General features: G+C 65.7%; 28 protein-coding genes. 1 reads left to right on the top strand and 27 read right to left on the bottom strand.

The annotated features are described in order from the left end of the window. Nucleotides 1-71: 71 nt before the first annotated feature. From FUT88_RS02430 to FUT88_RS02315, 24 genes are all read right to left on the bottom strand, one after another. Nucleotides 72-1,136: a phage late control D family protein gene (locus FUT88_RS02430; protein WP_147213661.1), complete on the bottom strand. Its 1,065-nt coding sequence runs from the start codon at nt 1,134-1,136 to the stop codon at nt 72-74. Nucleotides 1,137-1,139: 3 nt separating this feature from the next. Further along, nucleotides 1,140-1,346, bottom strand: a complete 207-nt coding sequence (locus FUT88_RS02425; protein WP_102079707.1) for a tail protein X — start codon at nt 1,344-1,346, stop codon at nt 1,140-1,142. Beyond that, nucleotides 1,321-2,199: a phage tail protein gene (locus tag FUT88_RS02420; protein WP_147213660.1), complete on the bottom strand. Its 879-nt coding sequence runs from the start codon at nt 2,197-2,199 to the stop codon at nt 1,321-1,323. Before FUT88_RS02420 ends, FUT88_RS02425 begins: the two co-directional genes overlap by 26 nt. Before the next feature lie 11 nt (nt 2,200-2,210). Then, nucleotides 2,211-4,523: a phage tail tape measure protein gene (locus FUT88_RS02415; RefSeq protein WP_147213659.1), complete on the bottom strand. Its 2,313-nt coding sequence runs from the start codon at nt 4,521-4,523 to the stop codon at nt 2,211-2,213. 83 nt (nt 4,524-4,606) lie between these two features. After that, entirely contained in the window at nt 4,607-4,927 is a 321-nt protein-coding gene (locus tag FUT88_RS02410; protein WP_147213658.1) for a phage tail assembly protein, read from the bottom strand. Between the two features lie 23 nt (nt 4,928-4,950). After that, nucleotides 4,951-5,454 (bottom strand): phage major tail tube protein, encoded by a 504-nt coding sequence (locus tag FUT88_RS02405; RefSeq protein ID WP_147213697.1) that lies wholly within the window; start codon nt 5,452-5,454, stop codon nt 4,951-4,953. 12 nt (nt 5,455-5,466) lie between these two features. Next, the gene (locus FUT88_RS02400; RefSeq protein WP_147213657.1) at nt 5,467-6,630 is read right to left on the bottom strand and encodes a phage tail sheath family protein; all 1,164 of its coding nucleotides are present in this window, start codon (nt 6,628-6,630) and stop codon (nt 5,467-5,469) included. A 91-nt stretch (nt 6,631-6,721) separates the two neighbouring features. Continuing rightward, nucleotides 6,722-6,955, bottom strand: a complete 234-nt coding sequence (locus FUT88_RS02395; protein WP_147213656.1) for a hypothetical protein — start codon at nt 6,953-6,955, stop codon at nt 6,722-6,724. A gap of 102 nt (nt 6,956-7,057) precedes the next feature. Further along, nucleotides 7,058-7,714: a tail fiber assembly protein gene (locus FUT88_RS02390; RefSeq protein ID WP_261796893.1), complete on the bottom strand. Its 657-nt coding sequence runs from the start codon at nt 7,712-7,714 to the stop codon at nt 7,058-7,060. 59 nt (nt 7,715-7,773) lie between these two features. Beyond that, complete coding sequence (locus FUT88_RS02385; protein WP_186829219.1) at nt 7,774-9,396, bottom strand: phage tail protein; 1,623 nt, start codon at nt 9,394-9,396, stop codon at nt 7,774-7,776. Next, nucleotides 9,389-10,009, bottom strand: a complete 621-nt coding sequence (locus tag FUT88_RS02380) for a phage tail protein I (protein ID WP_147213653.1) — start codon at nt 10,007-10,009, stop codon at nt 9,389-9,391. The genes FUT88_RS02385 and FUT88_RS02380 overlap by 8 nt, the downstream gene beginning before the upstream one ends. Next, nucleotides 10,002-10,889: a baseplate J/gp47 family protein gene (locus FUT88_RS02375; RefSeq protein WP_147213652.1), complete on the bottom strand. Its 888-nt coding sequence runs from the start codon at nt 10,887-10,889 to the stop codon at nt 10,002-10,004. Before FUT88_RS02375 ends, FUT88_RS02380 begins: the two co-directional genes overlap by 8 nt. Continuing rightward, a complete protein-coding gene (locus tag FUT88_RS02370) occupies nt 10,886-11,203 on the bottom strand; it encodes a GPW/gp25 family protein (protein WP_147213651.1) in 318 nt (105 codons plus the stop codon). The genes FUT88_RS02375 and FUT88_RS02370 overlap by 4 nt, the downstream gene beginning before the upstream one ends. Nucleotides 11,204-11,276: 73 nt before the next feature. Then, nucleotides 11,277-11,960: a phage baseplate assembly protein V gene (locus FUT88_RS02365; RefSeq protein WP_147213650.1), complete on the bottom strand. Its 684-nt coding sequence runs from the start codon at nt 11,958-11,960 to the stop codon at nt 11,277-11,279. Beyond that, on the bottom strand, nt 11,932-12,444 hold the full coding sequence (locus FUT88_RS02360; protein WP_147213649.1) for a hypothetical protein: 513 nt from the start codon (nt 12,442-12,444) through the stop codon (nt 11,932-11,934). The genes FUT88_RS02365 and FUT88_RS02360 overlap by 29 nt, the downstream gene beginning before the upstream one ends. After that, a complete protein-coding gene (locus FUT88_RS02355; protein ID WP_147213648.1) occupies nt 12,434-12,976 on the bottom strand; it encodes a phage tail protein in 543 nt (180 codons plus the stop codon). The genes FUT88_RS02360 and FUT88_RS02355 overlap by 11 nt, the downstream gene beginning before the upstream one ends. After that, entirely contained in the window at nt 12,961-13,278 is a 318-nt protein-coding gene (locus FUT88_RS02350) for a hypothetical protein (protein ID WP_147213647.1), read from the bottom strand. The genes FUT88_RS02355 and FUT88_RS02350 overlap by 16 nt, the downstream gene beginning before the upstream one ends. Before the next feature lies 1 nt (nt 13,279). Beyond that, nucleotides 13,280-14,281 (bottom strand): major capsid protein, encoded by a 1,002-nt coding sequence (locus FUT88_RS02345; RefSeq protein WP_147213646.1) that lies wholly within the window; start codon nt 14,279-14,281, stop codon nt 13,280-13,282. Nucleotides 14,282-14,308: 27 nt separating this feature from the next. After that, a complete protein-coding gene (locus FUT88_RS02340; protein WP_147213645.1) occupies nt 14,309-14,644 on the bottom strand; it encodes a head decoration protein in 336 nt (111 codons plus the stop codon). A gap of 23 nt (nt 14,645-14,667) precedes the next feature. Further along, on the bottom strand, nt 14,668-15,762 hold the full coding sequence (locus FUT88_RS02335; protein WP_147213644.1) for a head maturation protease, ClpP-related: 1,095 nt from the start codon (nt 15,760-15,762) through the stop codon (nt 14,668-14,670). After that, nucleotides 15,752-17,257 (bottom strand): phage portal protein, encoded by a 1,506-nt coding sequence (locus tag FUT88_RS02330; protein WP_147213643.1) that lies wholly within the window; start codon nt 17,255-17,257, stop codon nt 15,752-15,754. The genes FUT88_RS02335 and FUT88_RS02330 overlap by 11 nt, the downstream gene beginning before the upstream one ends. Then, nucleotides 17,254-17,460 (bottom strand): phage head-tail joining protein, encoded by a 207-nt coding sequence (locus tag FUT88_RS02325; protein WP_147213642.1) that lies wholly within the window; start codon nt 17,458-17,460, stop codon nt 17,254-17,256. Before FUT88_RS02325 ends, FUT88_RS02330 begins: the two co-directional genes overlap by 4 nt. A gap of 8 nt (nt 17,461-17,468) precedes the next feature. After that, nucleotides 17,469-19,415: a phage terminase large subunit family protein gene (locus tag FUT88_RS02320; protein WP_147213641.1), complete on the bottom strand. Its 1,947-nt coding sequence runs from the start codon at nt 19,413-19,415 to the stop codon at nt 17,469-17,471. Then, on the bottom strand, nt 19,412-20,056 hold the full coding sequence (locus FUT88_RS02315) for a hypothetical protein (protein WP_222614244.1): 645 nt from the start codon (nt 20,054-20,056) through the stop codon (nt 19,412-19,414). The genes FUT88_RS02320 and FUT88_RS02315 overlap by 4 nt, the downstream gene beginning before the upstream one ends. Nucleotides 20,057-20,232: 176 nt before the next feature. Here FUT88_RS02315 and FUT88_RS02310 point away from each other — a divergent pair, with 176 nt between their 5' ends. Then, on the top strand, nt 20,233-20,991 hold the full coding sequence (locus FUT88_RS02310; RefSeq protein WP_147213640.1) for a hypothetical protein: 759 nt from the start codon (nt 20,233-20,235) through the stop codon (nt 20,989-20,991). Nucleotides 20,992-21,112: 121 nt separating this feature from the next. Here the strand turns inward: FUT88_RS02310 and FUT88_RS02305 are convergent, their stop codons facing one another. Genes FUT88_RS02305 through FUT88_RS02295 form a run of 3 tightly spaced genes read right to left on the bottom strand, consistent with a single transcriptional unit; the run spans nt 21,113 to nt 22,840 of the window. Beyond that, nucleotides 21,113-21,481 (bottom strand): hypothetical protein, encoded by a 369-nt coding sequence (locus tag FUT88_RS02305; protein ID WP_232042578.1) that lies wholly within the window; start codon nt 21,479-21,481, stop codon nt 21,113-21,115. A gap of 31 nt (nt 21,482-21,512) precedes the next feature. Continuing rightward, entirely contained in the window at nt 21,513-21,812 is a 300-nt protein-coding gene (locus tag FUT88_RS02300; RefSeq protein WP_147213639.1) for a hypothetical protein, read from the bottom strand. After that, nucleotides 21,809-22,840 carry a hypothetical protein gene (locus tag FUT88_RS02295; RefSeq protein WP_147213638.1) on the bottom strand — a complete coding sequence of 344 codons (1,032 nt, stop codon included), beginning with the start codon at nt 22,838-22,840 and terminating at the stop codon, nt 21,809-21,811. Before FUT88_RS02295 ends, FUT88_RS02300 begins: the two co-directional genes overlap by 4 nt. Nucleotides 22,841-22,850 lie beyond the last annotated feature (10 nt).

The following is a 22,850-nucleotide window of genomic DNA, read 5'->3' as shown; positions in this document are numbered from 1 at the left end:
GAAATGAAAAAGCCCGCCGGGTGGCGGGCTGTTTGGGTGGTTTCTTGGTTGCGGACGCGCAGGGTGTTACATCACTTCGGCGGCGCCGGAATGACCAGGTTGGTCACCTTGGCCGCCTTCTTGGCCTTGCCCTGCCCGGCTTTGGCCTTGCCGCTGTTGCCGCCGTTCAGGCTCACGTTCACTAGCCAGCTTTTGTTGGCGTAGATGTGCGTGACGGTTTCGGCCAGGTAGTCGCCGTCTGCCTGCGCTTTGAAGCCTTCCAGGCGGAGCGTTTTCTCGGCGCTGATATCGCCGCGGCCCATCATCTCCAGCTCGCCTTCAGCGGTGCTGCGGTTCATGTCTTGCAGCTTGGCTTTGGCGGCGGCTTTTGCAGCGTGCGGGCTGGCGTGCACGTGCCGGTCGGTGTGCGTGGCCTGCGCCGGTGGGCCGTTGGGCGCTTCCGGGTTGGGGATATACAGATCGATCTTGCGGCCGGTCTTGACGTCGTGCGCGCGGGTTCTGACGCCGCCGACGCTGCTGCGGTCTGGCAACGTCAGGCGGTACCGCATGAGGTCGGTCGGCCGCAGCACGATGGGCGCGAGCGGTTTGCCGTCTGCGCTTTTGCCGCCGCCGCGCGGGGCGACGATGAGCCTGCCACCCTTGACCGTTGCGGTGCCGCCGTACTGGCGCGCAAGCCGGGTGATGAAATGCAGATCGCTCTCGCCAAACTGGTCGGCGCGGTCGATGTTCGCCTCGATCGTGCAAGCGGGCTTCCAGCCGTGCCGGGCGGCCACGCTCGCCACGATGGCGGCCAGCGTGGTGCCGGTGTAGCTGGCGTTGCGCTGCGCCTTGGCGGTGGCGCGCATATCCGCCGGCTTGCCGCGTATGACGATGGTGGCCGGTGGGCCGCTCAGCTCGATCTCGTCAACGGCGTACGTGCCGCGCGTGGATAGGCCCTTGCCTGCCCAGCCGAACGAGATACGCAGCGTGGCACCCTTGGGCGGGAAGGCGATTTTGCCGTCGCGGTCATCCAGGCGGATCTCGCAGCGGTCGGCTTCCATGCCGGGCTTGTCGGTCAGGCGGATTTCCAGCACGCGATCGCGCAGCAGCGCGGTGATGTCTTGGCCGTCTGCCAGGACTTCGAATTCGGCTTCCATGTGCTACGTCCAAAGCTGGATGGGTTCATCCCGCGCGGGCGTGAGGTCGGGCAGGAAGATTTCGACCCCGGCGGCGTACGGTTGGCGCCGCGCGGCGAGGCCCGGGTTGGCATCGAGCACAGCCTCCACCGTGCCGGCCAGCGTGCCGTATGCGCGGTAGCAGAGCACGTCCAGCACATCGCCGTCAGATGTTCTGATAGTCATCGCCATAGCGTCGGAACTCCAAATCGAAACCCTGTTTGCGCGGTGTGCCGTCGGCCAGCAGGCCGTCTTGCTCTTCGCCCACGCGGTCCAGGAAGTAGCGGCCAAGCACGTCGCCCGAGCCGGTTGTGAGCTGCACGGGCTTGAGCGCCGCACCAATCGCGCGCAGGCGGTCAAGCTGCCCTGCCCCCGCGCCGCCGGCGGTGAAGATGGCGCCGGACACGGTGATGGTGTCGCCGCCCGCGCCCACGGCCTGCAAGGCCTCTTGCCGCTGGATGCGTTCTTGTGCGGCGATGTTGTACCGGGTCTCTCGGCGCAGGCGGTCGTATGCGGCGGTGGATAGGCCGAACTGGAATTGCTCGCCCTCATCGGTGGACAGGACGAGCAGGCGTTCGGTGGCGCCTGCGGATTGGCCGGTGCCGAGGAGTCTGTCCGGGCCTAGCGCGTAGCTCGGCACCAGGCTTCGCACGCTGGACGTGACGGCGGGCAGCACGGCATCGAGGCGGCGGCGCACGGTTGCCAATGCGTCGCCCGTGGTTTGCGCGGCGCGCAGGACGGAGGCGAAGCGCTCGCCGGCGACGGTACGTTGGATGGCGCCCAGCGCCGCGTCTGTCAGGTTGAGGGCACGCTGTGCCGCGCCTCTTACCGCCGTCATGCGGCCGGTACCGCCGATGGCCTCGTCGGCGGCGGCAAGGGCGCTGCCAGCGCTGCCTAGGTCGCCCAAGGCCTGCGCCTCACGGCGGCGTGCATTTGCATCGCCTGTGCCATCAGGCTTGTCGAGCAACCGCTCCATCTGCCGGACATGCTCGGCAGCACGCGCCGCATGCGTTGCGGCTGCGGATGCGAACTTCTGAAAATCCATGATCTGTTCCGTTACACGTGCGAGCCGTCCGACATGGCGGCCCGGCGTTGCTGCGCGGCGTATTCGTCGAACTGACGGCGCAGGTGCGGCATCAATGCTTCTGCGAGCTGGCGCGGGTCTTTGACGTCGCCCTGCACTGTCACGGCGATTTGCGGCGCGAACTCGAACCGCTGGTCGAACTGCAGTTGCGGTGCTGGCGGCGCATTGGCGGCTGCTTGCGCCGTGCCGAGCGCTTCTTGTGCGCCGGCGGGCAGGACGGGCGCGCCTGCCTGAGGTGCGGCCTCGGGCTTCTTGTCACTGAGGGCACGGTCGGCCAGCGCAGTGCTGGCCTTGCCGCCCAGGTACGAACCGAGCATGCCGCCGAGCAGCCCGCCAACAACGGTGCCGATGGGCCCCGCGATGGCGGTGCCGGCGACGGCGCCGATGGCACGGCCTGCAGCGCCGCCGGCAAGCTCGCCGGCCAGCCCTGCACCGATACCGGCGATGGCTTTGGCCTTGTCGGCCTTGTTGCCGGGGCGTTCTGCCGCTTCTGCGCTTGCCATGCCGGCCGTGCCCACCAGCGCCAGAACGCCCGCGACAGCGCCGATCTTGCCCAGCTTGGGCGCTGCACCTTTCAGGAAGCGGCCGGAAGCGCTCAGCACGCCCGACGGCTTGGCGGCGGCCGGTGCGACCTTGGCGGCGGTTGCTGCCGCCTCCGCCGTGCGGCCAACGCCTGCGGCGACAGCAGTGCCGCGCGCGATGTCGGACACGCCCTTGCCGATCTTCCATACTGCGCGCCCGGTCCTGAACGCCAGAATCGACGCCAGCACACCGCCGATGGCGACCGTGGCTTTGGGCGACTCGGCGGCCAGCTTGCCGACGGAGGTGCCGGCACTGGCAGCGAGATCCGCCACCGAATCCGTCACGGGCTTCAGCGCATCGCCAATGCGGCGCATCGCCTCATCCCACGCCTGCCCCACTTCGGCCCATTTCTGTTTGGAGCTATCGCGGCGGTCGGCCAGGTCTTTCTCAATCTCGCCGGTGGCCTTGGCGCCCTCGCTCTTTAAGCGTTGATACAGATCGGCGTTCTGCATGTAGGCCGTCAATGCGGCCTTGACCTGCATGTCGTTGAAGAGGTCGCCCGTCTTCATCGTTTCGGCAAACGCGCGCATCTGCGCTTCACGCTTGGCGGGGTCGGATTCGCTGTTGAACTGCTGCGCGGCGGCGGCAAGCTGCTTGGCTTTTTCCGGATCGGCCTGCTCGATGTAGGCGCGGGCTAGCACGAACGATGCTTCCATCGTGCTCCAGCCCTTGCCGATGGCCTCGCGCATCTTGGCTTCGTAGTCGATGCCGGCCTTGGCGTAGTTGCCGGCTGTTTCTCCGCTGCCGATCTTGGAGAACCAGTTCTTGGTGTTGTTGGCGGCTTCGTCGGCGCTGCCGGCGGTTTTCATCTGCACTTGCAGCAGCGCGCCGAGCTGCTCGACGGAGCTGTTACCGACGATGCCGAGCTTCTGCATGTCGGCCAGCAGCACCGGGAACCAGCGCGCCATGTCGCTGGATTCGAACGAGCCTTCCTTGCCCTGAAACGCGATGGTTTCCAGCGCTTGCGCCATCTTGGCGGGGTCCGCAATCTTGGCGTTCTGCTCGAGCGCCTGGATCATCCGCGCGGTTTCCTTCGGGTCTGCGCCCTGGCTGACGGAGAACTTGCCCACCAGCGGCGCGAACGACAGTGCGCGGTCGAGATCCATGCCGGCCGACACCATCTGATTGACGGCGTCCGCCAGCACGTTGCGGCCGATGCCGCTTTGCTGCGCGGAGGCGGCAATGCCGCTGCTCATCTCACGCTCTTTGTCGGTGCGCGCGGCACCGGCCTTGATGGCGATATCGCGGATGATGGCTTCGTAGCCGGCGGAGATGGCGGTCGGCACCGCTGCGGCGGCGACAAACTTGGTGGTGTCGCCGATGGTGTTGCGCAAGCCGTCTCTGCCGTCGGCCACGAGCGCGGTACCACGGGCGCGCAGTTCGGGCCCGCGTGCGGTGCGGCCGAGGCGTTGGTAGGAACGGTCTAGCCGGTCGACCTCGAAGCCCGCTTCGCGCAGCGCGCGGGTGTTGCGCTCGATCTTGACGCGCACCTTGTCGGCGGCGCGATCGCCAGCGGCGTGCAGATCGCGAAACTCGCGCTGCAGGCGCTGGGTTTCGCCAATCGTGTTCTGCCAGACGCGCGCCTCGCCGGCGCGTTTTTTGAGTGCATCCAGCTTGGTGCCGACCTCGTTGACGGCACGGCCCAGGGTTGAGCTGACCGCGCCACCGATGAGGATGCCAAGCGCTATGTCTTTTGTTGCCATCCGTGCTCCTGCTGTGTGGCGCTGCGTTGCCGCGTCAGTCGGTCAACCACCAGACCATGTCGTCGACCGTCATGGCGTCAATGTCACGCGGGCTGACGCCCATCGACAGCAGGCGCTTGGTCAGCCGCTTGATGTCCGGCATCGGTAGCCTCGCGGTCGGCCAGCAGCCGAAAGTAGCCGCGCTGCACGCGCTGGTAGTCGACGTAGGTCAGGCCCTCGATGTCGTTCTGCCCGGCGGTGGCGAGCGACGCGAAGAGCAGGATCTCGCGCAGCTCTTCATCGCCGCCCGCCTGCTGGCCGGCGACGCGCATGTCGCGCACCGTGGGCTGGCGCAGCGTGAGCGCATCGACCTTAACGCCGTTGACGACGGCGGGAAATTTCAGCTTGATGGTGGTGGTTTGCATCGTGGTGGGTCTCTTGTGGTGGCTTACAGGCCGATGGCAACGCGGACTTCGGCGAGCTGGTCGACGCCGTCAATGACGCGCTTGCAGCCGAGCACGTCGATCTCGTGCCAGACGCGGCCGTCGATTTCGAGCTTGTAGTAATCGGCGCTGACGGAGTATTTGGATTCGGACTTCTCGCCGGGTTTCCACGAGCCCGGATCGACCTCATAGAGCATCCCGCGCAGCACGAGCACGACGCTGCGGGTCTTGCCGTCTTTGGTGCGCAAGGCGCCACGGAAGGTGCCGTTAAAGGCGTTCTGGTCGGCCAGACCAAACAGCTTGAGCACGGCGGTCGACAGCGTGACGAGCGAGAACGACGCTTCCATCGCCTCCATGCCCATGTCCAGCTTGACGGGCGCATCCATGCCGCCGGCGCGGTAGTCCTCGGTCTTGATCTTGAGCTTGGGCGGCGTCAGTTCCGACGCCTGCCCTGCGAGGTTCGTGCCATCCACGAACAGGTTGAAGTTGTAGAGTGTCTCGGGTACCAACATGCACCTCCGTTATTTGGTGTCGAGCACTTCGGTCAGCCACTCGTTGGTGACCTCGAAGCGGAAGATCGGGTTTTCTGCCGGGATGACATCGGTAAAGCGCACGTTCCACACGACGCGGCCCTGCTCGATCTGGCTGGCGGTGTTCAGCACCGGGTCTGCATAGACCTCGAAATTGATCAGGGCACCTGCGTTGCGCTGGTCGCGCATGAATGCCTGCAGGCCTTCGGTGACGTCGTGGACGTAGGTTTTTGTGATGCCACGGTCGACGGCCCATTTGTGGCCGGCCTGCGCGGCATCCATGAGGATGTCCAGCGTGCGCACGCGCGTGACGAACGACCATTTCGGATCGGCGGACAACGTGCGGTTGCCCCACAGGCGATAGCCACCGTCACGAATGATGGTGGCGATGCGAGCCTCGTTGAGCAGGTTGGCGCGGCAGGTCGGATCGTTGTCGAGAAACTCGATGGGCCGGCCGGTGCCAGTGATGCCCACGAATTCCTTGTTGGACGGAGACGCCCAGTAGCCGTATTCCGCATCGGTGTAGGCAAACAGGCCGGCCACGTAGGCGGATGCCGGTGCATCGACTTCCACATTGGCCGCGGTGTCCCACGTGCGCACGCCCGGGTCGACCATGTAGAGGCGCTTGGAGCCGAAGTTGCGTGCGTACGCGAGTGCGGCCTCGTCGGTGGTGTTCGGCCCGTCGATGATGCTCACGGCGCGCAGCTTGGCGGCAAGCCCATCCATTGCTGTTGCCACCGGCTGGCGCGCGGAGAAGCCGGGCGCGATCAGCAAGCGCGGCTGCACGTTGAAGCGCGATTTGGCGTCGAGCATCGACTGCAGGCCTGTGCGTACGCCGCCCGCCGTGACGCCGCCGATGATGTCGGACGTGAGCGCGTTGGCGTCTTCCGACTCCGCCACGCCGGTCGCCACGATGACGGCCGAGGTGCGCGCATAGATGGCGTTGATGGCGCGCGTGATGGCGCTGTTTTGACCGAAGGCCTGCGCCGCCTCGCGCGGGTTGGTGATCTGCACCGGCACATCGGGTTGCACGAGATCCGCGCCAGGGGTGTAGGTGTCCACCAACCCGATGATGGACGACGACGGCACGGCGATCGGGCGCGGGCCGGTGTCGACAATCGTGGTGGTGATGCCGTGGAAGAAAGAAGATGCCATGCGGCTCCTCGCTGGGAAGTGGAGATGAAAAAGCCCCGCTCGGTGGCGGGGCTTGCTGATGCGTTGCGGCAGGCGGGCGGCTGACGTCGATCTAGTCGATATCGATGTCAATCGCAAAGTGCTCGTCGTTGGGCACTTCGGCGTGGAGCGTACGCACGACGTTTCCTGCGCTGTACACCGTGACGGTATGCGTGCCGGGTGTGACCTCTTGTTCCTTGCCGAAATCGACTCCGTTGTGGCCCCACCGCTTCGAGCCCACCGTGACGGCCGGGCCGACCAGATTCTCTTTGTTGTGCCCAATAAGCTTGACGACGACTTTGGTCATGATTGCTCCTCAACTGTTTAGCGTGAATGGATCGTCATGGCTGCGCGCCAGTGACTCTCGTTACGGTAGGGAGCGGTGCGTCGGTTTCCTATGGGGCTTGCGTCATGTGTCGGCGGTCTGGGTCTCGGTGTTGTCGGCATCCACCGGCGTCTGGGCCGCTTCGGCGGCTGCAGCCTCCTCAGCGCGCTCTTTCTCAAGCTGCTCTGCCGCCGCCTTTTCGGCGAATACCTTGGCAGTCACGGCTTCTACATCGGGCTCATCAGGCCAATCGATGCGCTCCGGGAAGGTCGGCTCAGACAGGACGCGCACGAGATCCATCTGATACGCGGCCCACGCCTTGAAAATTGCCACCTCCACGTCGGACAGCAGTCCTGCGGCGTAAGCATCGGCTTTGCCGGCGTTGGCCTGTCTTGCGATTTCCATCTTTTCATTGAAGGCGGTCATCGCTTCATCGCGCGCACGCTTGGCAACCTGCTCGGCGGACAACTGCCACGCGCCGTCCTTCCAGACGTGGTCATTGGAAGGCCGCGGGTCAACTGTCAGCCCAATGTCTTGCGGGCGGATTCCGGGTGCGACAATTTCCGCCCGCTCGCCCGTGTCGGTTCGATACAGCACCTTGCCTCGAAAGTCTGGCAGCAGCACCCATTCGCCGTCGCGAAAGAACGGCCACGATTCGGCGGTGCGCTCTGGTAGCACCTGATCTGTAGCGAAAGCCGGCAACAGCCAGCGCCCCGGGGAGCGCGGATCTGCATCGGCCAACTGGCTGCCGCAGTACTGGCCTGTCTGGTTGTCGTAATGGTGAATCAGCATGTGAACCCTCAAAATGCGCGGATCATGGCGAGCAAGGCGACATTGCGCATGCGCGCCTCCGTGCCGCCGTCCGCGTTGATGGTGATGACGTGACTGTGCGAGCCGTTGGCGCCGATGCCGACGTTGTGGCCGTGCGAACCGTTGCCGTCCAGGCTCACGGTGTGGCTGTGGTTGCCGTCCGTGGTACTGGTGACCGACCAAGTGCCGCCTGCATCGCGGTATGACCAGGCGCCCACCGGGGCGACGGGTGTGCCACCCCCGATACCGTGAGCATGTGCACCGCCCACCGACGTGGAGCCGGTGTGAGCGTGCCATCCTTGGGCGTCGGTCCACGCCAAGTGCGCGTGTTCGCCCGCCGCAGCGCTGGCGCCAGTGTGCGTGTGCTGCCGGTTCTGGCTGTCTTGCCATGTGCCGACGCCGCGCTTGCCATCGATGCCACGCCCGTCGTCCCAGCACCGCAAACCTTCGCCGCGGAACTCCGGCAGCCGGAAGGTGGACTGCCCGTCTCCAATGGAGAAGCATCCCCACGCGTTGGCAGACCATTCGGCCTCGGTCACCATGGCACCGGTGCCTTGCGCATAGGCGAATAGCTCTGGGTAGTCGGCTCGCATGAGCAAAGCTCCGTTCAGCCGCAAACAGCCCGCGCGAGGCAGCGTGCGTACCTCAAAGAAGATGCGCCCCACTTCGTTGCCGGTGACGGCAGACGCCACGTAGGCGCGCACAAAGGCAGTGTTTGCCACCTGCAAGCTGTTATCGCCAATGGCAGGTGTCGGCACACGCGGTATACCGGTGAACTCGGGGCTGTCGGTTGCGGCAAGCTTGCGCCAGGGCACCCACGCCCCGTTCAGCAGGCGGCGGGTGTAGACGTCATTGGTGTCTGCATGCGCGAGCTGATAGACGGTGGTCCCGTGCTCGCGCCATACCTTCAGCAGGCCGTAGACGGACGGCCCATTGGTGTTCGTCGCGTTGTAGTAGTACTCGCCGGGCTCTGTCACCGCGTTCAGATCGCCGACAATCCCGTTGGTCAGGCTCAGGTCTGCGCCGATGCCCGCCGCCCTGCCTTGCGCCACCGTCACAGCGTCCGTGATGCCGTAGCCCGCGAGGGTGGTCGCCTTGTCCGCCTTTTCCTCGAGCGCCAGGCGCAGTTCCTGCACCTCGTCGTCGACATACTCGCGCGTTGCCACGACCACGGCCGGGTCGATCTTCAGAACGATATTGCCCGCCGCCTTGTGGATCAGCATCATGCGGAAGAACTGACCACGACCGGAGCCCTCCGCAAGCACTGGTTTGTAGCTGGGCGGCACGTTGGCGACCGCGAACAGCTCGCCGTCTTGGTCGTACAGGCCCAACTCGCGAGACCACCATCCGCCCACCTCTTCGGGCAGATAGACCTCCGCAATGACGATGCTGGGGTTCTTCTCGTCACGCACAAGGCGATTCAGCGGCCGGCGGTGGCGTTCGCGCACGAGTGCGCGTTGGGCGGCGCTCGGCATCACATCCACATCTGCGCCGCCGTCGATACCGCCATCGCCCACGGCCATTTCGGTGAGCGGGACCATCGTGTTAGAAACGAGCGTGCGGGCCATCTTGGCCTCGCCCGTCTCCGTCAAAGTCGCATAGTACTTAGCCATTCGATACCGTAGTGATTTCAACAACATGGGCGGCGACCGCGCTGCGCGTGGCGCCTTCTGTGGCAATTGCCTCGGGCATGTACGGGTATACGGTTACTGTGTCACCCTCCAGGCAGGCGGCGTGGGTGCCGGCGTAACCGGCGATCTCTGCGCTGAGCGTGAGCCCTGTCAGGTGTCTTGATAGCGGCCGCACGTCGTCGACGATCTGCTCGATCTCGTCGTAGGTGGCTTCCGTCGCGCCCGTGGTCTCGATGCCGACGTCGAGTGAGAACGTGCCGCGCGTGCCGGGTGGCTGCGTTTGCCACCACTCCCGAACGGTCAGCCGGTAGCCCAGCGGCTCGAGCGCGCGACGCAGCGCGCCTGCCGTGCCCTTGCGCTGGTGCACGGCAAACGCGTCTCGCACGACGCGGCGCTTAACCTCTTCGGGCCAGTTGGCATTCCAGCGGTCGACCGAGCGGGCGCTTGCCAGGTAGGGCAGCAGCGGCACGGGGCACGTGTCCACATCCCAAAGCTGATTGAGCGGGACGGGGGTATCGAGCAGCGTCAGGATGGTTTGCGCCACTGCCCGCTCGAGCGGTGTGGCGTTTGCGGGCAGCAGCGTTTTGTCACTCATCCGCGCCCCCGACAACGACGTCGATGCCGGTGCAGTAAGACGCCTCTGTCAGATCGACAATGATGTCTTCCGCTGGCTCGGTCACTTCCACGCGCTGTACGCCTGCTACGTGCGCCGCTGCAAAGATGGCGGAGCGGCGGACGTCCCGGCCGATACGTCGCTGCTCTTGCGCGTAGGCTTGGAGCCGCTCCCATGCGGCGGCCACCATGGGCTCAGCCTCGGGGCCTGGGTAGTGGTACAGCACGACGCGCAGGGGGTATCGGATGATGCGCGCCGCCTGCACGGTCAGCCGGTCGGCCAGCGGGCGGACGTCTTCATCGCTCAGCGCCTGCCGCACGCGCTCGATGAGCTCGTCCGACGCGGTGCCGTCGCCTTCGTTGCTAAGCACGGAAACGATGACTTCCGCCGGCGCCGGTGAGATGGCGCGCGCGTCTGCCACGCGGCCGTCTGCGGCGCGTGCGTGTAACTCATACGCGGCGCGCGGGCCGGCGACGGACAGGCGTTCGAATGCACCCTGCGCACGTGTGCGCAAGCTGGCTTCCGATTCCATGATGGGCGCGACCGGCGGGAACGCTTCCGGGTCGCCCGGCACGGCAACAAGCCGTTTAGTGTCCAGCCCGGCGGCGAGGTGTTCGAGATCCGCACCGACGGCAAAGCCGAGCATGGTCGACCGTGCGGAGTCGTTCACGTGCGCGCGCTGTTGGACGTCGACGTACGCGAGCAGCTCGATCAGCTTGACCACGGGGTCAGATTCCATGGTGGCGGACCACTCCGGACACAGCGCCCTGAAGGTCGCAAGGTGCCGCTGGTAGGCCGCCTCGAAGTCGAGTGGCTCAACGACGTCGGGCGGTGGCAGTGCGGAAAGGTCGATTACGCTCATGACAATACCTTCAGATCGACGGCCCGCTCGTTGTAGAGCCCTACAACACGCCAAGCCACTTTGCCCTCTTCGATGCCCTCCACGCGCACACGGGAGAGACGCAGACGCGGCTCCCAACGCGTGATGGCGCGGGCGGCTTCTGCCTGCGCAGCGGCCACCCAGCCGCGCGTGATGGGCAGGTCGACCCGGTCGGGCAGATCGCTGCCGTAGTCAGGCCGCTCGCGGCGCGTGCCGCGGCGTGTGCTGAGGATGTCGGTCAGGCTTTGCAGCAGGTGGTCCATGCCCGAGAGCAGCGCGCCCGTGCGTCTGTTCATGCCGACGATGGCCACAGTGCCTCCAACGAAAAAAGGCGGCACATGGCCGCCTTGGGATTGATGATTGGGAAACCTAGAACGGCTCGCCCACCGGGGCGCCGTCGCCCTGCTCCATGTGCGAGTGACCGCGCAGCGATATATCGCCGGCAACGACATCGTCGGTGGCCTGAATGCCGCCTTGAATGGCGACAGCCGTGCCGCCGGCGGCGCCCTGCCCGGTCAGCCCGCCGAGGAACGCCAGCGCCTTCTCCACCAAGGCATTCCCCGTGAAGGTGGACGCTGGCACATCGGCCAGCAGTTGCGGCGCTTTCAACTCTGCGCCGTCGCTGCGCAGCGTGAGCGATGTATCGCCGACCTGCAGGACGATTTGGCCGCCGGCCGGTACCGAGAGCCGGTATTCGTGCGCGGCGTGGTCGTAGTGCTCGCGGGCGCCGTCCGGGTAGTCGGAGGCGGTAACGTCTGCCGAATCGCCGTTCGCTCCGCCGTGCTGGTCTGTGTAGAAGCCGGCCAGCACAAAGCCGCCCTCCAGGCAGCCCGACGGAGAGACGAGCAACGCTTGTTCACCTGGCGACGGCGGGCGCCATTCGCGCACGGCGCCGGCGGCACGTGACCACCACGGCAACCAGTCAGACGTCCAGTCAGCGACGGTGACGGTGCAGCGGGCGGCAGCGACGTCCACCGCTGCGATGACGCCGGCCTGCACGATGCAGGCGAGGCGCCGGTCGGTTTCACCCGCTTCGTAGCTCATGGTCGGCATTGGTGTGGCGCGGCTGGATGTCGAAATCGATCGTCGTGCCGCTGGTGTCTTCAAACGCCCATTCGGGCGGGCCGAGGTCAAACTCGTGTTTCCATTCAGCGGCGATGACGCTGTACCCGTCGAGATCCGGCCGCATGCCGTCTGGGTGGAAGCCATCGCTTTCCAGCTCGGCCATAGTGACGGGCAGGCCCCACGTCTGGTGGTGCAGAACCTTGATGAGCCGTGCGGCGAGCGCCCACATGGCGGCCTCGGCGTTGGGCTCGGTCGGGTCGCCAACGACGCGCAGCTCGATCACGATGTTGATGGGCGGTTGGCCCGTGCCGGTGTCGGTACCCGGGCGCAGCGCGCCGACATACAGCAGGATGGCGGGCAGCGGCATGCTGTTTTCGATTTCCGGTGCCCAGCCGATGAGGGGGACGTCGGGAAATTGCGCTTTGAGCTGCGATTCCACGGCGTCGAACAGTTGCTGCAGATCAGCGAGCATGGCCGGTTGCCTTAAGGATTTCGTATTTCACTTCCTGCTCCAGAATGACCATGAGGCGCGCTTCGATCTCAGCCGCGGCTTTGCGGAAGGCGGCTTCGCCTTTGTCTGCCCAGTCGAGCTTGACGCCCTCGATGGGCATGCGGGCCTTGCCGACGCGGCGGAAGACCTTGCCGTCGTTCTTGCTGCCGCGCTTGCTTCGGTAGATCCACGCGTTGTCGAACCGATGCCGGCCAACGGACACGCCGCGCCGCGTTTGACGCGGGTTGCCGAGCCGGTGTGCTTCGACGGCGTTGAGGCCGAGCCAGACCTTGCCTTTGTCGGCGCTGCGCAGGAAGAAGTACAAGCGCTGGCGAACCAGTTTCTGCGCGATGTGCATCTCGGCCGAGACGTGCTTTGCGGTCTGGCCTTTCACCCAGTTGGCGCTCTTCTTCAAGGCGCGGCGCCAGGCGTTGCGCATGGCATCTTTGCCAAGGCTTGCGAGCGGGGCCAGCGCTGCGGCAATGTCCAACTCTGCCTTTAACGTGACGGACATGGTTCGGGCCTCAGTACGAGTTTCGTGGTGCCGGAGCCGTCGGGCTGCACGTCGACAACGCTGAAGTGCTCGCCCAATGCCTGCAAGCGCGCACGCTGGCGGATGCCCGCCGCGTCGGCATCGCGCAGGATCACGAACGGCTCACGCAGGCCCGTGCGCTGGCCGCGCATGGCTTCCACGTCCAACCACGGCGAATAGAACATGCCCATCACCGGATCGGGGCGCCCGTCGATCTGGACCGCGTCCGAGAGCGTCTCGAACACGGCCTCGTCCAGGTCAGCAACGTTGTCCCGGAACGGCATATCAGGCGGCCTTGCCTGTCGAGGCCGACAGCTTGATGACGGCGCGCGGGCGCGTGCACAGGTGCAGCGGGTTGGACTGCGCTTCCAGTTCCACGGCCTTGCCGAACTTGCCGGCTTCCTGCTTGGCGTAGTACGGCAGGCCGTTGGTGTTGACGGCTTCCATGTAGTCCGCCGGCGCGAAGCGGGTGATGAACAGTTCGGGCACGCCTTCGGGCACGGCATAGGCTTCGTCGTCGCCGATGTAGCCGATGTTGCCGACGCGGCCGCGATAGCGCTCCCACGTGACGCCGCCGAAGTCGAACGTGTCGCGCGGGTCGCCACGCAGTGCGGCGGCCATCTGAGTGTTGAGGTACGTCTCCCGGATGTCCTTGGACGTCATCAGCTGGCGCCAGAAGTTGCGCCCGCATAAGGCGCGCACGCCCGTGTGCGGCGTGGCGCCGAGCGAATCCTCGATCATGTCGAGCAGCTCCAGCGTGGAGGAACGCACGTCGCCGATGAGGATGGGCAGCTGCTGTTGCTTCAGCCCGAAGCGCTCGAACAGGTCGACCAGGACGGACTTGCCATCCGAGTCGAGGATCTGGCCCTTGATGGCGCCGATGCGGTGGAACTCGTGCGTGGCATCGAGCTGGCGGCGCATTTTCTGCAGGCGCTTGCTGACCACGCTCTGCAGCGCTTCCAGTTCGGTTTCTTCGCCGAAGGCGCGCAGGTTCTGCACTTCATCCGCCTTGATGGTGGCGATTTCCGGCAGGTGCACGGCGTTGAACGGAATCACCTGACGCTTGCTGCCGACCACAACCTGCCCGGGCGAGCCGCGCTCTGCCGAGGCGACGAGCTGCAGCTGTTCACCGTCGCGCTCGATCTGCGCGGTGGTGACGGTCATGCCCTCTTCTTCGAACAGGCCGAGGGCGGCCAGCCGCGAGGGCGTGGTTTCCAGCTCGTTGATGCTGGCGGTGAGCGACGTCATGGAAAAGGCGTCGTCATTGAACAGGGCCATATCAGCCATGGGGTTCTCCTGAATTCGGGTGAGTGCTTATCGAACGGCGATGAAGGCCGCGAGCAGGTCCGTGCGGGCTTTGGCGTCAAGGCCGGTCAAGCGGGCTTCGGCCACTTCGGCCAGGCGCACGATGGCGGTGGCGCGGCGGACGGCTTCCGAGGCGCGCAGCGGTGCGTAGAGGATGGCGGCGGCCTTGCCGTCTTCGGCGGTGCCGTACGGGACGTAGCCGGTGCCATCGGCTGCCTGCTCGAGCAGTTGGCCTGCGGGCAGCGCATCGCCGGCGGCGACGGCGATCTGCTCGCGCGAAAGACTGCCCGGCGCTTCGGTCAGCAGGAATTCGGCGGTTTGCACGCCTTGTGTCTGGATCTGCATCTGGGTAACTCCAATGGGTGGCTTCAGGCGAACGCCGAAGCGGTTTTCTTGCGGCGGGCGCTGTAGATGCTCGGGCCGTGGGGGCCGGTCTTGCGCTCGATGGTTTCCTGCCCTGCCACCGGCTGGCGGTTGGAGAGGCCCGGCGTGCTGCTGGCCATGACGCGGTCGTACAGCCGGGCGCGGACCTGATCGGCGTTCAGGCCGTCAGCGACGAATTGCGCGGCCAGTTCGGGCAGGTGTGCTGCCGTGCAGAGGCCGGCGATGTCTTTGGCGCGGGCGACAACGGCATCGATGGCGTCGGCGCTGGCAAGCGCGCTGGACGCTACGACGGCCTCGGCCAGTTGTGGCAGGCCGGCGGTGCGGCACGCTGCGAAGGCGTGTTGCGCGAGCGCGCCAGGATCGGGCGGCGGCGTGGTGGCGACCGGTGCTGCGACTGGCGTTGCAGGTGCCGCGGCTTTCGGGGGCTCCGCCGGCGGGGCCTCGAGCGCTTTGAGCAACGCTTCAGGCGTGTGGTCGAACCGCGCGAGCAGCTCTTCGGTGCGGACAGACGCCTGCAGCTTGACGGGTGCCTCGATCTGATCGGCGAAGCCGCGTTCCTTCGCCTCGCTGGCGGTCATCCAAGTCTCGGCGTCCATCATGGCGACGATTTCGTCGTCGGTCAGGCCGCACTTATTGCGGTAGGCGGCGACGATACCGTCGCGTGTCTTGTCGAGCAGATCGGCGGTCTTGCGCATTTGCGCGGCGTCGCCGGCGGCGATGGTCCAGGCGTTGTGGATCATCATCATGGCGTTTTCCGGCATGACGATGGTGTCGCCGGCCATGACGACGAGCGAGGCGGCGGAGGCGGCAATGCCATCCACGCGCGCCGTGACCTTGCCGCTGTAGCGGCGCAGTGCGTTGTAGATGGCGAAGCCGTCGAACACATCGCCGCCGCCGGAATTGACGGCGACGAGGATCTCGTCGGCGTCTTTCGCTACCGCGTCCAGCTCGTTGACAAACGCCTTGGCGGTGGTGCCCCAAAAGCCGATGTCGTCGTAGATGCGCAGTTCAGCGACCGTCTTGCCGGCGGCGTTGCGCGCGGCCTTGAGGTCGTACCACTTCCTCTGTTTAGCTTTCATCGTTGGTGTGTTCCTGTGTGTCGGTCACGTTGCCGGCGCTATCACGCATGCGCGGATCAGAGTCGAAAACGAGGCCGAGCCGGTCTGCGCGTTCGAAGTCGGCCGCGTACTCGGCGTCGGTGGTTTCCGGGTCTTCGCCCTGCGCGAGGATCGTGGCCGAGCGGCTGGCCAGCCCCGCGCGGATCGCAATGCGCTGCGCCTGCACGTCTTGCAGCGGGTTGATGTACGGCCAGCCTTGCGGCACCCAGCGCACGCGCAAATAGAGGCGCCGGTCCCGGTAGTAGTTGGGCATGGGCAGCACGCCCGACAGCGCGACTGCATCCGTCCAGGCGGCCCATACGGGGCGGCAGTACTGGTGGATGAAGACGTTCCACTGCAGCTGCTCGAGCTGGCGCCGGAATTCGCCGAGGATCACGCGCAGGGCGCGGTCGCTGACGTCGCGCAGATCGCCGGTGAGCACTTCGTACGGCAGGCCGACCGATGCGGCGGCGGCCATGAGCTGCTGGCGCATGAAGGGGCCGTAGTCGGTGCCGGCGCCGGGCGGTTCGGCAAACTGCACTTCCTCGCCGGGGAGCAGCTCCTGCAGGGAGCCGGGCTCCATCGATGTGAGCACTGTGCCGTCGCCGTCGAACTGGGCCGGATGGCCCGTCACCATATCCAGCTTCACGCTGGTGGGCGCTGGCCGGGTGATGAACCCTGCGAAGAGATTCGCCACCTCCTGCCGGACGAGCACTGCGTCGTCGAAGCTGTCGAGCGTGTGCAAGCGCAAGAGCACCGTCGCCAGGGCCGAGCAGCCCCGCACGGCACCCGGCCGCACCGGCTCGAATACGTGCTGGATCTCGGCGGCCGGCACGCGCACCGTTCCCGCCTGCGTGGTCGCCCGCCCTGCCTCGCCCGGGTGCCGGCGGTGCAGGTGGTAGGCAACGCGGTCGCCATCGCGGTCGAACTCGATACCAGAGACGATCTCGCCGCCGTTGGGCAGCATCTGGTTCAGGTTGGCCGGCAGGTGGTCGGCTTCGAAAAGCTGCACCTGCAGCGGCACGCACAAACCACGTTCGGGGCGTCGCGGCCGGGTGCGGTTCAGAACCTCCCCATCAGTGAACAGAGAGCGCGCAGCCAGCGTCTGCAGGCCGTAGAAGTCGAGCAGACCATCGGCGTCGGCTTCCGGTACCCAGTCCCTCCAGAGCTCTTTGAGCGCGCCGCACATGTCGGGGTCGGGATGCTCGGGATGCGGCACGATGCCAGTCCCAATAGCATTGGTCACCAAGCTTGCAATCGCCTTCTTTGCCCACGGGTCATTGCGGACGGCGCCACGGGCGCGGGTGCGGATGGTGCCGAGGTTTTGCGTGACCGAGGCGTTTGGCCCGGCGCTCGAGCTGCGCCACGCGCGACCGCGGCTGCCGGTGGTGCCGCCGGCCTCGTACGCCTGCGCCCGAACCGCCCGCTCCGCCGGCAAGACGAAACCAAGCTGGCCCAGCGCAGGGAAACGGGTCATGTGACCCCCTTGCCCGCCGAGCGCAGCCGGATCACGCGCGATGCCGGTGCGGCGTCTTCGAGGTTGCGGACGATCTCGCTGCGGATGCGCAGCATTTCGTCCACCGAGCGGTAGCGGGCGCGCCGGTCCTGAAACTGAACCTCGAGCTCGCCCTTCACCAGCGCACGCTCGATGCGCTGGAGATCTTGCTGTGTGTAAGCCATGCGGTTCTCTATCGTCGTTTGAGGTAGCGCGATGCGGCCACGCGGCGGCGTGTGTGCGCGGTGCGCGGTGGCTCGATGGCCGGTGGTGCGATGGGCGCTGCTGGCGTTTCGTCGTTGGCGGGCGCCGCGGCAAACAGGCTGCCTTGATCAAAGTGCAGCCGCAGCCGGCGCCAGTCGGGTTCCTGATACTTGTGCACGCCGAGGTAATACGCGGCGGCGAGGTTGTAGACGTTCAGGTCGAGGATCTCGTTACGGTCTCCGCGCGCCTTCACCCACTCGGTGCGCGGGAAGCCTTTCACGTAGCGCACGATCTGCTTCTCGGCGGTGAGCTGCTTGTAGAACTCCATGGGGAGATCGTTCGAAAAGTGCAGCGCGCCGGGGCCGCTGGTCAGCTTGAAGCGGTTGTAGATCCAGTCCTTGGCGGTGTCGGTGCCGACGATCCACAGTTCGGCGCCATCGACTTCGGTGGTGCCTTGCCATGTGACGTCGACGCGCGACGGGCGCTGCGCGATCACCGGCCGGTTGGGCTTGCTGGCGCCCTTCACTGCCAGCACGTGGCGCCACTGCCGCAGGCGCGTGAAGTGATACACGTCTTGCGTGTGGCTGCCGCCGGAGTCGATGGCTACGGCGCGGATCTGCATCTCTTTGCCGGAGGCGTGCAGGAACGTGGCCTGCAGGGCTTCGTCCAGCGTGGCCCACAGCGTGGCGTCGGACGGATCGCCCATGAACACCTGGTGATCGATCGTCCAACGCTCCATGCCCTCGCCCCAACCCATGATGAGCAGTTCGAGGCGGTCGTCCTGTGTGTCGACGGCGGCGGTCAGCAGCAACGCGCCGGCGGGCACGGTGCGCAGGCGGTAGTCCTCGGCGCGGTCGCGCAGCTCGTCGGCGCTGGTGCGCTGCTGGGCGTTGTCCCACAGGCGCGCGAGGCGCGTGTTGTAGAACACCTGCATCAGGCCGGGATCGCCCTTCTCCATCGCGAGTTTCGCCTCGCGGTGCTCTTTGACGAGGGCACGCCAGGACACCCAGCCAAGCGGCGCGTACATCGTCGACAGGTGGAAGCCCACCGTTTCCCCATCGCCCTGCCCGTGCGCGATCCAGCGGCCGGTCTTGTAGAGGGCAGGCTTTTCGTGCTCGCGGATCTTGTAGAAGCACGCGGGGCACTCGCAGTAGACGTCGCTCAGATCGTCACTGGCGCGCAGTTGCTCGAACTCGAGGATGTGCTCGTGGCCGCAGTGCGGGCAGGACACGTAGTAGCGGCGCTGGTCGCTCTGGGCGTAGAGCTCGGCGATGCGCGAGGCGCCGTCGATGGTGGGCGAACTCGAGTAGTAAAACTTGGCGTTGCGCCCGAAGGTGCTGGCGCGCTTTTCGGCGATGCCGATGGGATCGCCTTCGTTGTTGAGGTCGCGCACCCAGCGGTCGATTTCGTCGCCGTACACGTAGCGCGCGGAGACCTCGGCCAGGTTGGCCGCGGAGCCGGCTGTGTTGATGAACAGCGTGCCCTTGCGGAAGTCTTTGCGCTCGGCGGTGTTGGCGGCATCGCGCGAGCGGGCGGAGGCAACGCGTTCGCGCAGGACCGGCACGGCATCGAGCGTCTTTGCCACACGGGCGGAGAACCGGCGCGTGAGGCTGAGCGTTGGTTCCAGCGCGAGGAAGTTGGCCGGGGCGCGATGGATCGTCGCCGAGATCCAGTTCAACGCGATCTGCGTTTTGAACAACTGCGATGCGACCATGGCGACCACGCGCAAGCACGGATGAGCGGGCGACAGGCATTGCATGGGCTCGACGGCGTATGGCGTGCGCGCGGAGCGGTACGGTCCGGTTTCGGCGGCGCCCGACTCGTCGGGAATCACCATGAACTCTTCGGACCACTGGTCTACCCACAGTTCGGGGTCAGGCTTGAGGCCGGCCAGGAAGGCGCGGGCGAACAGTGCGGCTCCGTCGGGATGGCTCACGATGTGTCGATGGGCTCCATGGAGCCGTACCTCTCTTTCCCCGCGCGCGACAGGTCGGCCAACTTGCCGCGGTCGGGATCGTTGATGGATTCAGAAAGCACGTTTGCGCCGTGGGCGATCATGTCGTCGAGCACCTTGCGCAAGGCGGCTTCTAGGTGGCGCTCGACGGACCATGGGTCGGTCATCGAGGCGAGCTCGGGGGCGATCTGGCGCGGCAGGCCCATGATGCGATCGCGCAGGTTGGCGCCGATCTTTTCCGCGGCATCTTCGACGGCAATGCGGCTGACCAGTAGGCCGGAGACCCACTGGTATTCGGTGCGGGCTAGCTGCGCCTGGTAGTACTCGCGTTCGGCGCGGGCGGCTTGGAAGTCGTGGCCTAGGGATGGGTCGGCGTCGGGCGTTGTGTCTCTGGCGCTGTAGACGTCGCGGTCGATGCGTGTGGCTTCGTGGCGGGCGCGGACGGCTTCCTTTGCTGGGTCTGCGCCGCGCTTGATTTTCGCGAGCGTGGCATCGACGTCGACCAGCTTGCCGTCGGGCGTCGTGACCAGCTTCCCTTCTTTGCCGAGCTTGGTGACGTAGCTGGGCGACCAGTTCTGGCGCGCCGCAAACGCAGAGCGCGTCAGGAGGGTCGTTTCACTCATGATTTCACCATTTCACCTCGTCGGAGGTGAATTTCACTAAGCTGGAAAACTGGCCGCTAACGAAGAATCGCGGGTGCCCGCCCCCGCAGTACCCTGCGTGTCGTGGGGCCCCAGCAGTTGCCGGACGCCCCGATGCGCGGGCTGGCAAAATGTCGCGATCAAACCGAGTGACTTCCATGAATGACCTCAACGACGATATCGCTAGATGGAATTGGAGCAAGACACGTAAAGTCGAATTCAAAATCGAAACGACGTGGTCGCGCGTCAACAATCTAGCAAGGCTGTACTTCGATATTGCTCAGACGTCCTTCCTTGATCTCAAGAAGGAAGAGCAGAACCCCATCCCGACCCCAAGTTTCGACGAAGATCCTACGGATCACCTTCGCCAAGAACGGCGGATTCTCGCTGAAGCGATCAAAACCACGGTCTTTTCGGCCATGGCGTGTGAAGCTGGAATCTACGATCTCGCAGCGATCCACCTTGGTGACAAATACGCGACCAAAGTGCTCGATAAACTCGACGTCATTGCGAAATGGCTTGTAGTGCCGAGGCTAATCTGCGGCAAATCGTTAGAGCTAGGCGGTCCGGCCATCAATGGACTGCGCTCCCTCGTGCCCGCGCGGAACCGGCTTGTCCACGCAAAGTCACTTCCGGGATTCACGGACGCTTCGGATCAGAAGCAACTGCAAGCTGTCATCGATGCTGGGGACAAGCAAATGTCTCAAATCGTTCAGTCGGCAGTTCCAGCAGTACAAACGGTGATCTTGCTTTCCCTAGAGCTCAACCGCGTAATGGGAGTGCCATCGGGTGTCCTTCCATTCTTTGAGCGCGACTTCTACGACATGAACGAGCGCCCAGCAGGATGCCCCATAAAGGAGCTCATTGTGGAATGCCGTCAGATCGACGCCAAAGCGGCACGAGGAAACGGCCCATGAAAAGTCGAATAGTCGCCAATCGACTAAAAAAAAGCCCGAGCATTTCCACTCGGGCTTTTTCATTTCGTACAGGCGTGCGTCGCCCCACGAACCGAACTTTAAGCGACGCCCCCTCACCCCATCAATACTCGACACCGAATTTCACAATCCAAGGCCGGATCGCCACCTTCGCCGCTGCATACGCCAACGGCTGCCGCAACCCCGCACGCGGGTTCCGCCACACACCCGGCCCACGCCTGTTCCGGCACTCCACCCGAATCGCCAGCGCATGGTCGCCAGAGATCGCCTCCATTGCCGCCGCCACCTGCTGCATCTGCCACGCATCCACGCTCGCCTCGTGAATGTCATCCGTCGACATCCACTGCCGCGAGCTCGCAGACCCGCCGCACGTCGCATCCCGGTTTGAATACCACTTCTCGCCCGAATACTGCGCCTCCCAGCAGAACCACGCGAACAGCAGATCATCGAGCGCCTGATCCTCGCTCGTCACCAACGCAGATCGCCTCGTCACCTCACGCGGCTTAACGCAATACATCCTGCCTCCTCGATCCGACGATTTCGCGCATGCGCGCAAGTTGCTGCTCTGCCTGCACCACAGACGGCGGCGCCCCCACCAACGGCGCATCCGGTATCGGCGGCAAATGCTCCACCACCGCCACCCGCCAGAGCGACGACCACCGCTCCTCCGCATCAGCCCAGCGCGCCGCCTCGACGGCCTTCATCCCAAACCGCACCGCCGACCAGAACACCGCTCGCGACGGCCACTCACCTTTGCCGCACGCCGCCAGCGCCGCCGCGTTAAACGCATCCTCCGCCGTCATGCCACACCTCGCTGCAAGCTCGCCGACCGCAACCGCCCCGCATGCCACGGCAGCCCAGCCACCGCCTGCTCCGCCTGCGCCTGCAACCGCGCCAACGCCTCTTCCTGCTGAAGCCGCAGCGCCCTCGCCCGCTCTCGCGATTCCCGCACAGCAGCCGCATACGACGGCACCCATTCCGGATCGCTCGCCCGCTTCGCGTGGTACGCCAACATCGCAAACGGATCGTCCACGCCACCAGCCGCCATACGGCCCCGCCATTCGTCGATCACCACCTGCCTCATGGCCACGGGTGCACGAGCCACAATCCGTGCGACACGCGCCCTCCCCGGCCCTCTCAGGTCAACCGGCCAGGCAAGGTCTGCTTGCCACGCCACGCTCTGCCCATCCTCACTCTCTGCAAGCCCATCCCCAACCACACTCGCGTTCTGACCACGTTCCTCTGAGAGCCGGTGCCGCCGCGTGCCCCGACGGTGTTGGGGGCCGTTTCGATCCTCCCGCGCCGCAGGCGTGGGGGACTCAATCTCCTTCTTCTCACGCCCCCGGCGTGGGGGGTTAGGGGGGTTGGTTTTATAGGTGTTACCGGAATACGGATGTGTGGCGGCTTTCGCGTTATCCACAGACTCCGGCACATCCTTAAAACCCGCGTCAGCATTGAACTCGTAGCCATCCTGCGGGTGTATCGAACCTCGACCGGCTTTCTTTTGGACGCAGGAATCCGTATCCGCCAACGGGCACGCAAAAACAAGCTCGTACTGCCCGCCGAGCCGCCGCAACAGCCCCAGCTTCTCCAGCTGCGCCAACATCCGCTGCAGCTTCGACTTGTCATGCGCCAGGTAGCGCACGCCACGGCGCGCAGTGCGCTCCGTCCACTCACGCAGCGCCTGATACGAGATCCGCACCACGCGCCCCACAACGCCCGTACGGAAGTCCATACGCGGGCGCAGCGCTACCAGGTACAGATGCGCGATCTCCGCACCCGCCCCGGCCAGCGCGCTCAACTCAAGATCATTGATGCGATACGCCGACACCCTCGCCTCC

Source organism: Ralstonia sp. TCR112, from assembly GCF_007997035.1.
Lineage (GTDB): Bacteria > Pseudomonadota > Gammaproteobacteria > Burkholderiales > Burkholderiaceae > Ralstonia > Ralstonia edaphi.
The sequence above is the reverse complement of the archived record's forward strand: the minus strand, read 5'-3'. Positions and strand labels throughout refer to the sequence as shown.

Bases quoted from the DNA above. Each gene is read 5' to 3' on its own strand.
- FUT88_RS02350 (WP_147213647.1), bottom strand. From the start codon at position 13,278: ATGCCGTTCCGGGACAACGTTGCTGACCTGGACGAGGCCGTGTTCGAG.
- FUT88_RS02380 (WP_147213653.1), bottom strand. From the start codon at position 10,009: ATGAGTGACAAAACGCTGCTGCCCGCAAACGCCACACCGCTCGAGCGG.
- FUT88_RS02310 (WP_147213640.1), top strand. From the start codon at position 20,233: ATGAATGACCTCAACGACGATATCGCTAGATGGAATTGGAGCAAGACA.
- FUT88_RS02365 (WP_147213650.1), bottom strand. From the start codon at position 11,960: ATGCCGACCATGAGCTACGAAGCGGGTGAAACCGACCGGCGCCTCGCC.
- FUT88_RS02430 (WP_147213661.1), bottom strand. From the start codon at position 1,136: ATGGAAGCCGAATTCGAAGTCCTGGCAGACGGCCAAGACATCACCGCG.
- FUT88_RS02315 (WP_222614244.1), bottom strand. From the start codon at position 20,056: ATGAGTGAAACGACCCTCCTGACGCGCTCTGCGTTTGCGGCGCGCCAG.
- FUT88_RS02370 (WP_147213651.1), bottom strand. From the start codon at position 11,203: ATGAACAGACGCACGGGCGCGCTGCTCTCGGGCATGGACCACCTGCTG.
- FUT88_RS02325 (WP_147213642.1), bottom strand. From the start codon at position 17,460: ATGGCTTACACACAGCAAGATCTCCAGCGCATCGAGCGTGCGCTGGTG.
- FUT88_RS02340 (WP_147213645.1), bottom strand. From the start codon at position 14,644: ATGCAGATCCAGACACAAGGCGTGCAAACCGCCGAATTCCTGCTGACC.
- FUT88_RS02335 (WP_147213644.1), bottom strand. From the start codon at position 15,762: ATGAAAGCTAAACAGAGGAAGTGGTACGACCTCAAGGCCGCGCGCAAC.
- FUT88_RS02330 (WP_147213643.1), bottom strand. From the start codon at position 17,257: ATGACCCGTTTCCCTGCGCTGGGCCAGCTTGGTTTCGTCTTGCCGGCG.
- FUT88_RS02345 (WP_147213646.1), bottom strand. From the start codon at position 14,281: ATGGCTGATATGGCCCTGTTCAATGACGACGCCTTTTCCATGACGTCG.
- FUT88_RS02385 (WP_186829219.1), bottom strand. From the start codon at position 9,396: ATGGCTAAGTACTATGCGACTTTGACGGAGACGGGCGAGGCCAAGATG.
- FUT88_RS02425 (WP_102079707.1), bottom strand. From the start codon at position 1,346: ATGGCGATGACTATCAGAACATCTGACGGCGATGTGCTGGACGTGCTC.
- FUT88_RS02375 (WP_147213652.1), bottom strand. From the start codon at position 10,889: ATGAGCGTAATCGACCTTTCCGCACTGCCACCGCCCGACGTCGTTGAG.
- FUT88_RS02420 (WP_147213660.1), bottom strand. From the start codon at position 2,199: ATGGATTTTCAGAAGTTCGCATCCGCAGCCGCAACGCATGCGGCGCGT.
- FUT88_RS02410 (WP_147213658.1), bottom strand. From the start codon at position 4,927: ATGCAAACCACCACCATCAAGCTGAAATTTCCCGCCGTCGTCAACGGC.
- FUT88_RS02360 (WP_147213649.1), bottom strand. From the start codon at position 12,444: ATGCTCGCTGATCTGCAGCAACTGTTCGACGCCGTGGAATCGCAGCTC.
- FUT88_RS02355 (WP_147213648.1), bottom strand. From the start codon at position 12,976: ATGTCCGTCACGTTAAAGGCAGAGTTGGACATTGCCGCAGCGCTGGCC.
- FUT88_RS02400 (WP_147213657.1), bottom strand. From the start codon at position 6,630: ATGGCATCTTCTTTCTTCCACGGCATCACCACCACGATTGTCGACACC.
- FUT88_RS02395 (WP_147213656.1), bottom strand. From the start codon at position 6,955: ATGACCAAAGTCGTCGTCAAGCTTATTGGGCACAACAAAGAGAATCTG.
- FUT88_RS02300 (WP_147213639.1), bottom strand. From the start codon at position 21,812: ATGACGGCGGAGGATGCGTTTAACGCGGCGGCGCTGGCGGCGTGCGGC.
- FUT88_RS02415 (WP_147213659.1), bottom strand. From the start codon at position 4,523: ATGGCAACAAAAGACATAGCGCTTGGCATCCTCATCGGTGGCGCGGTC.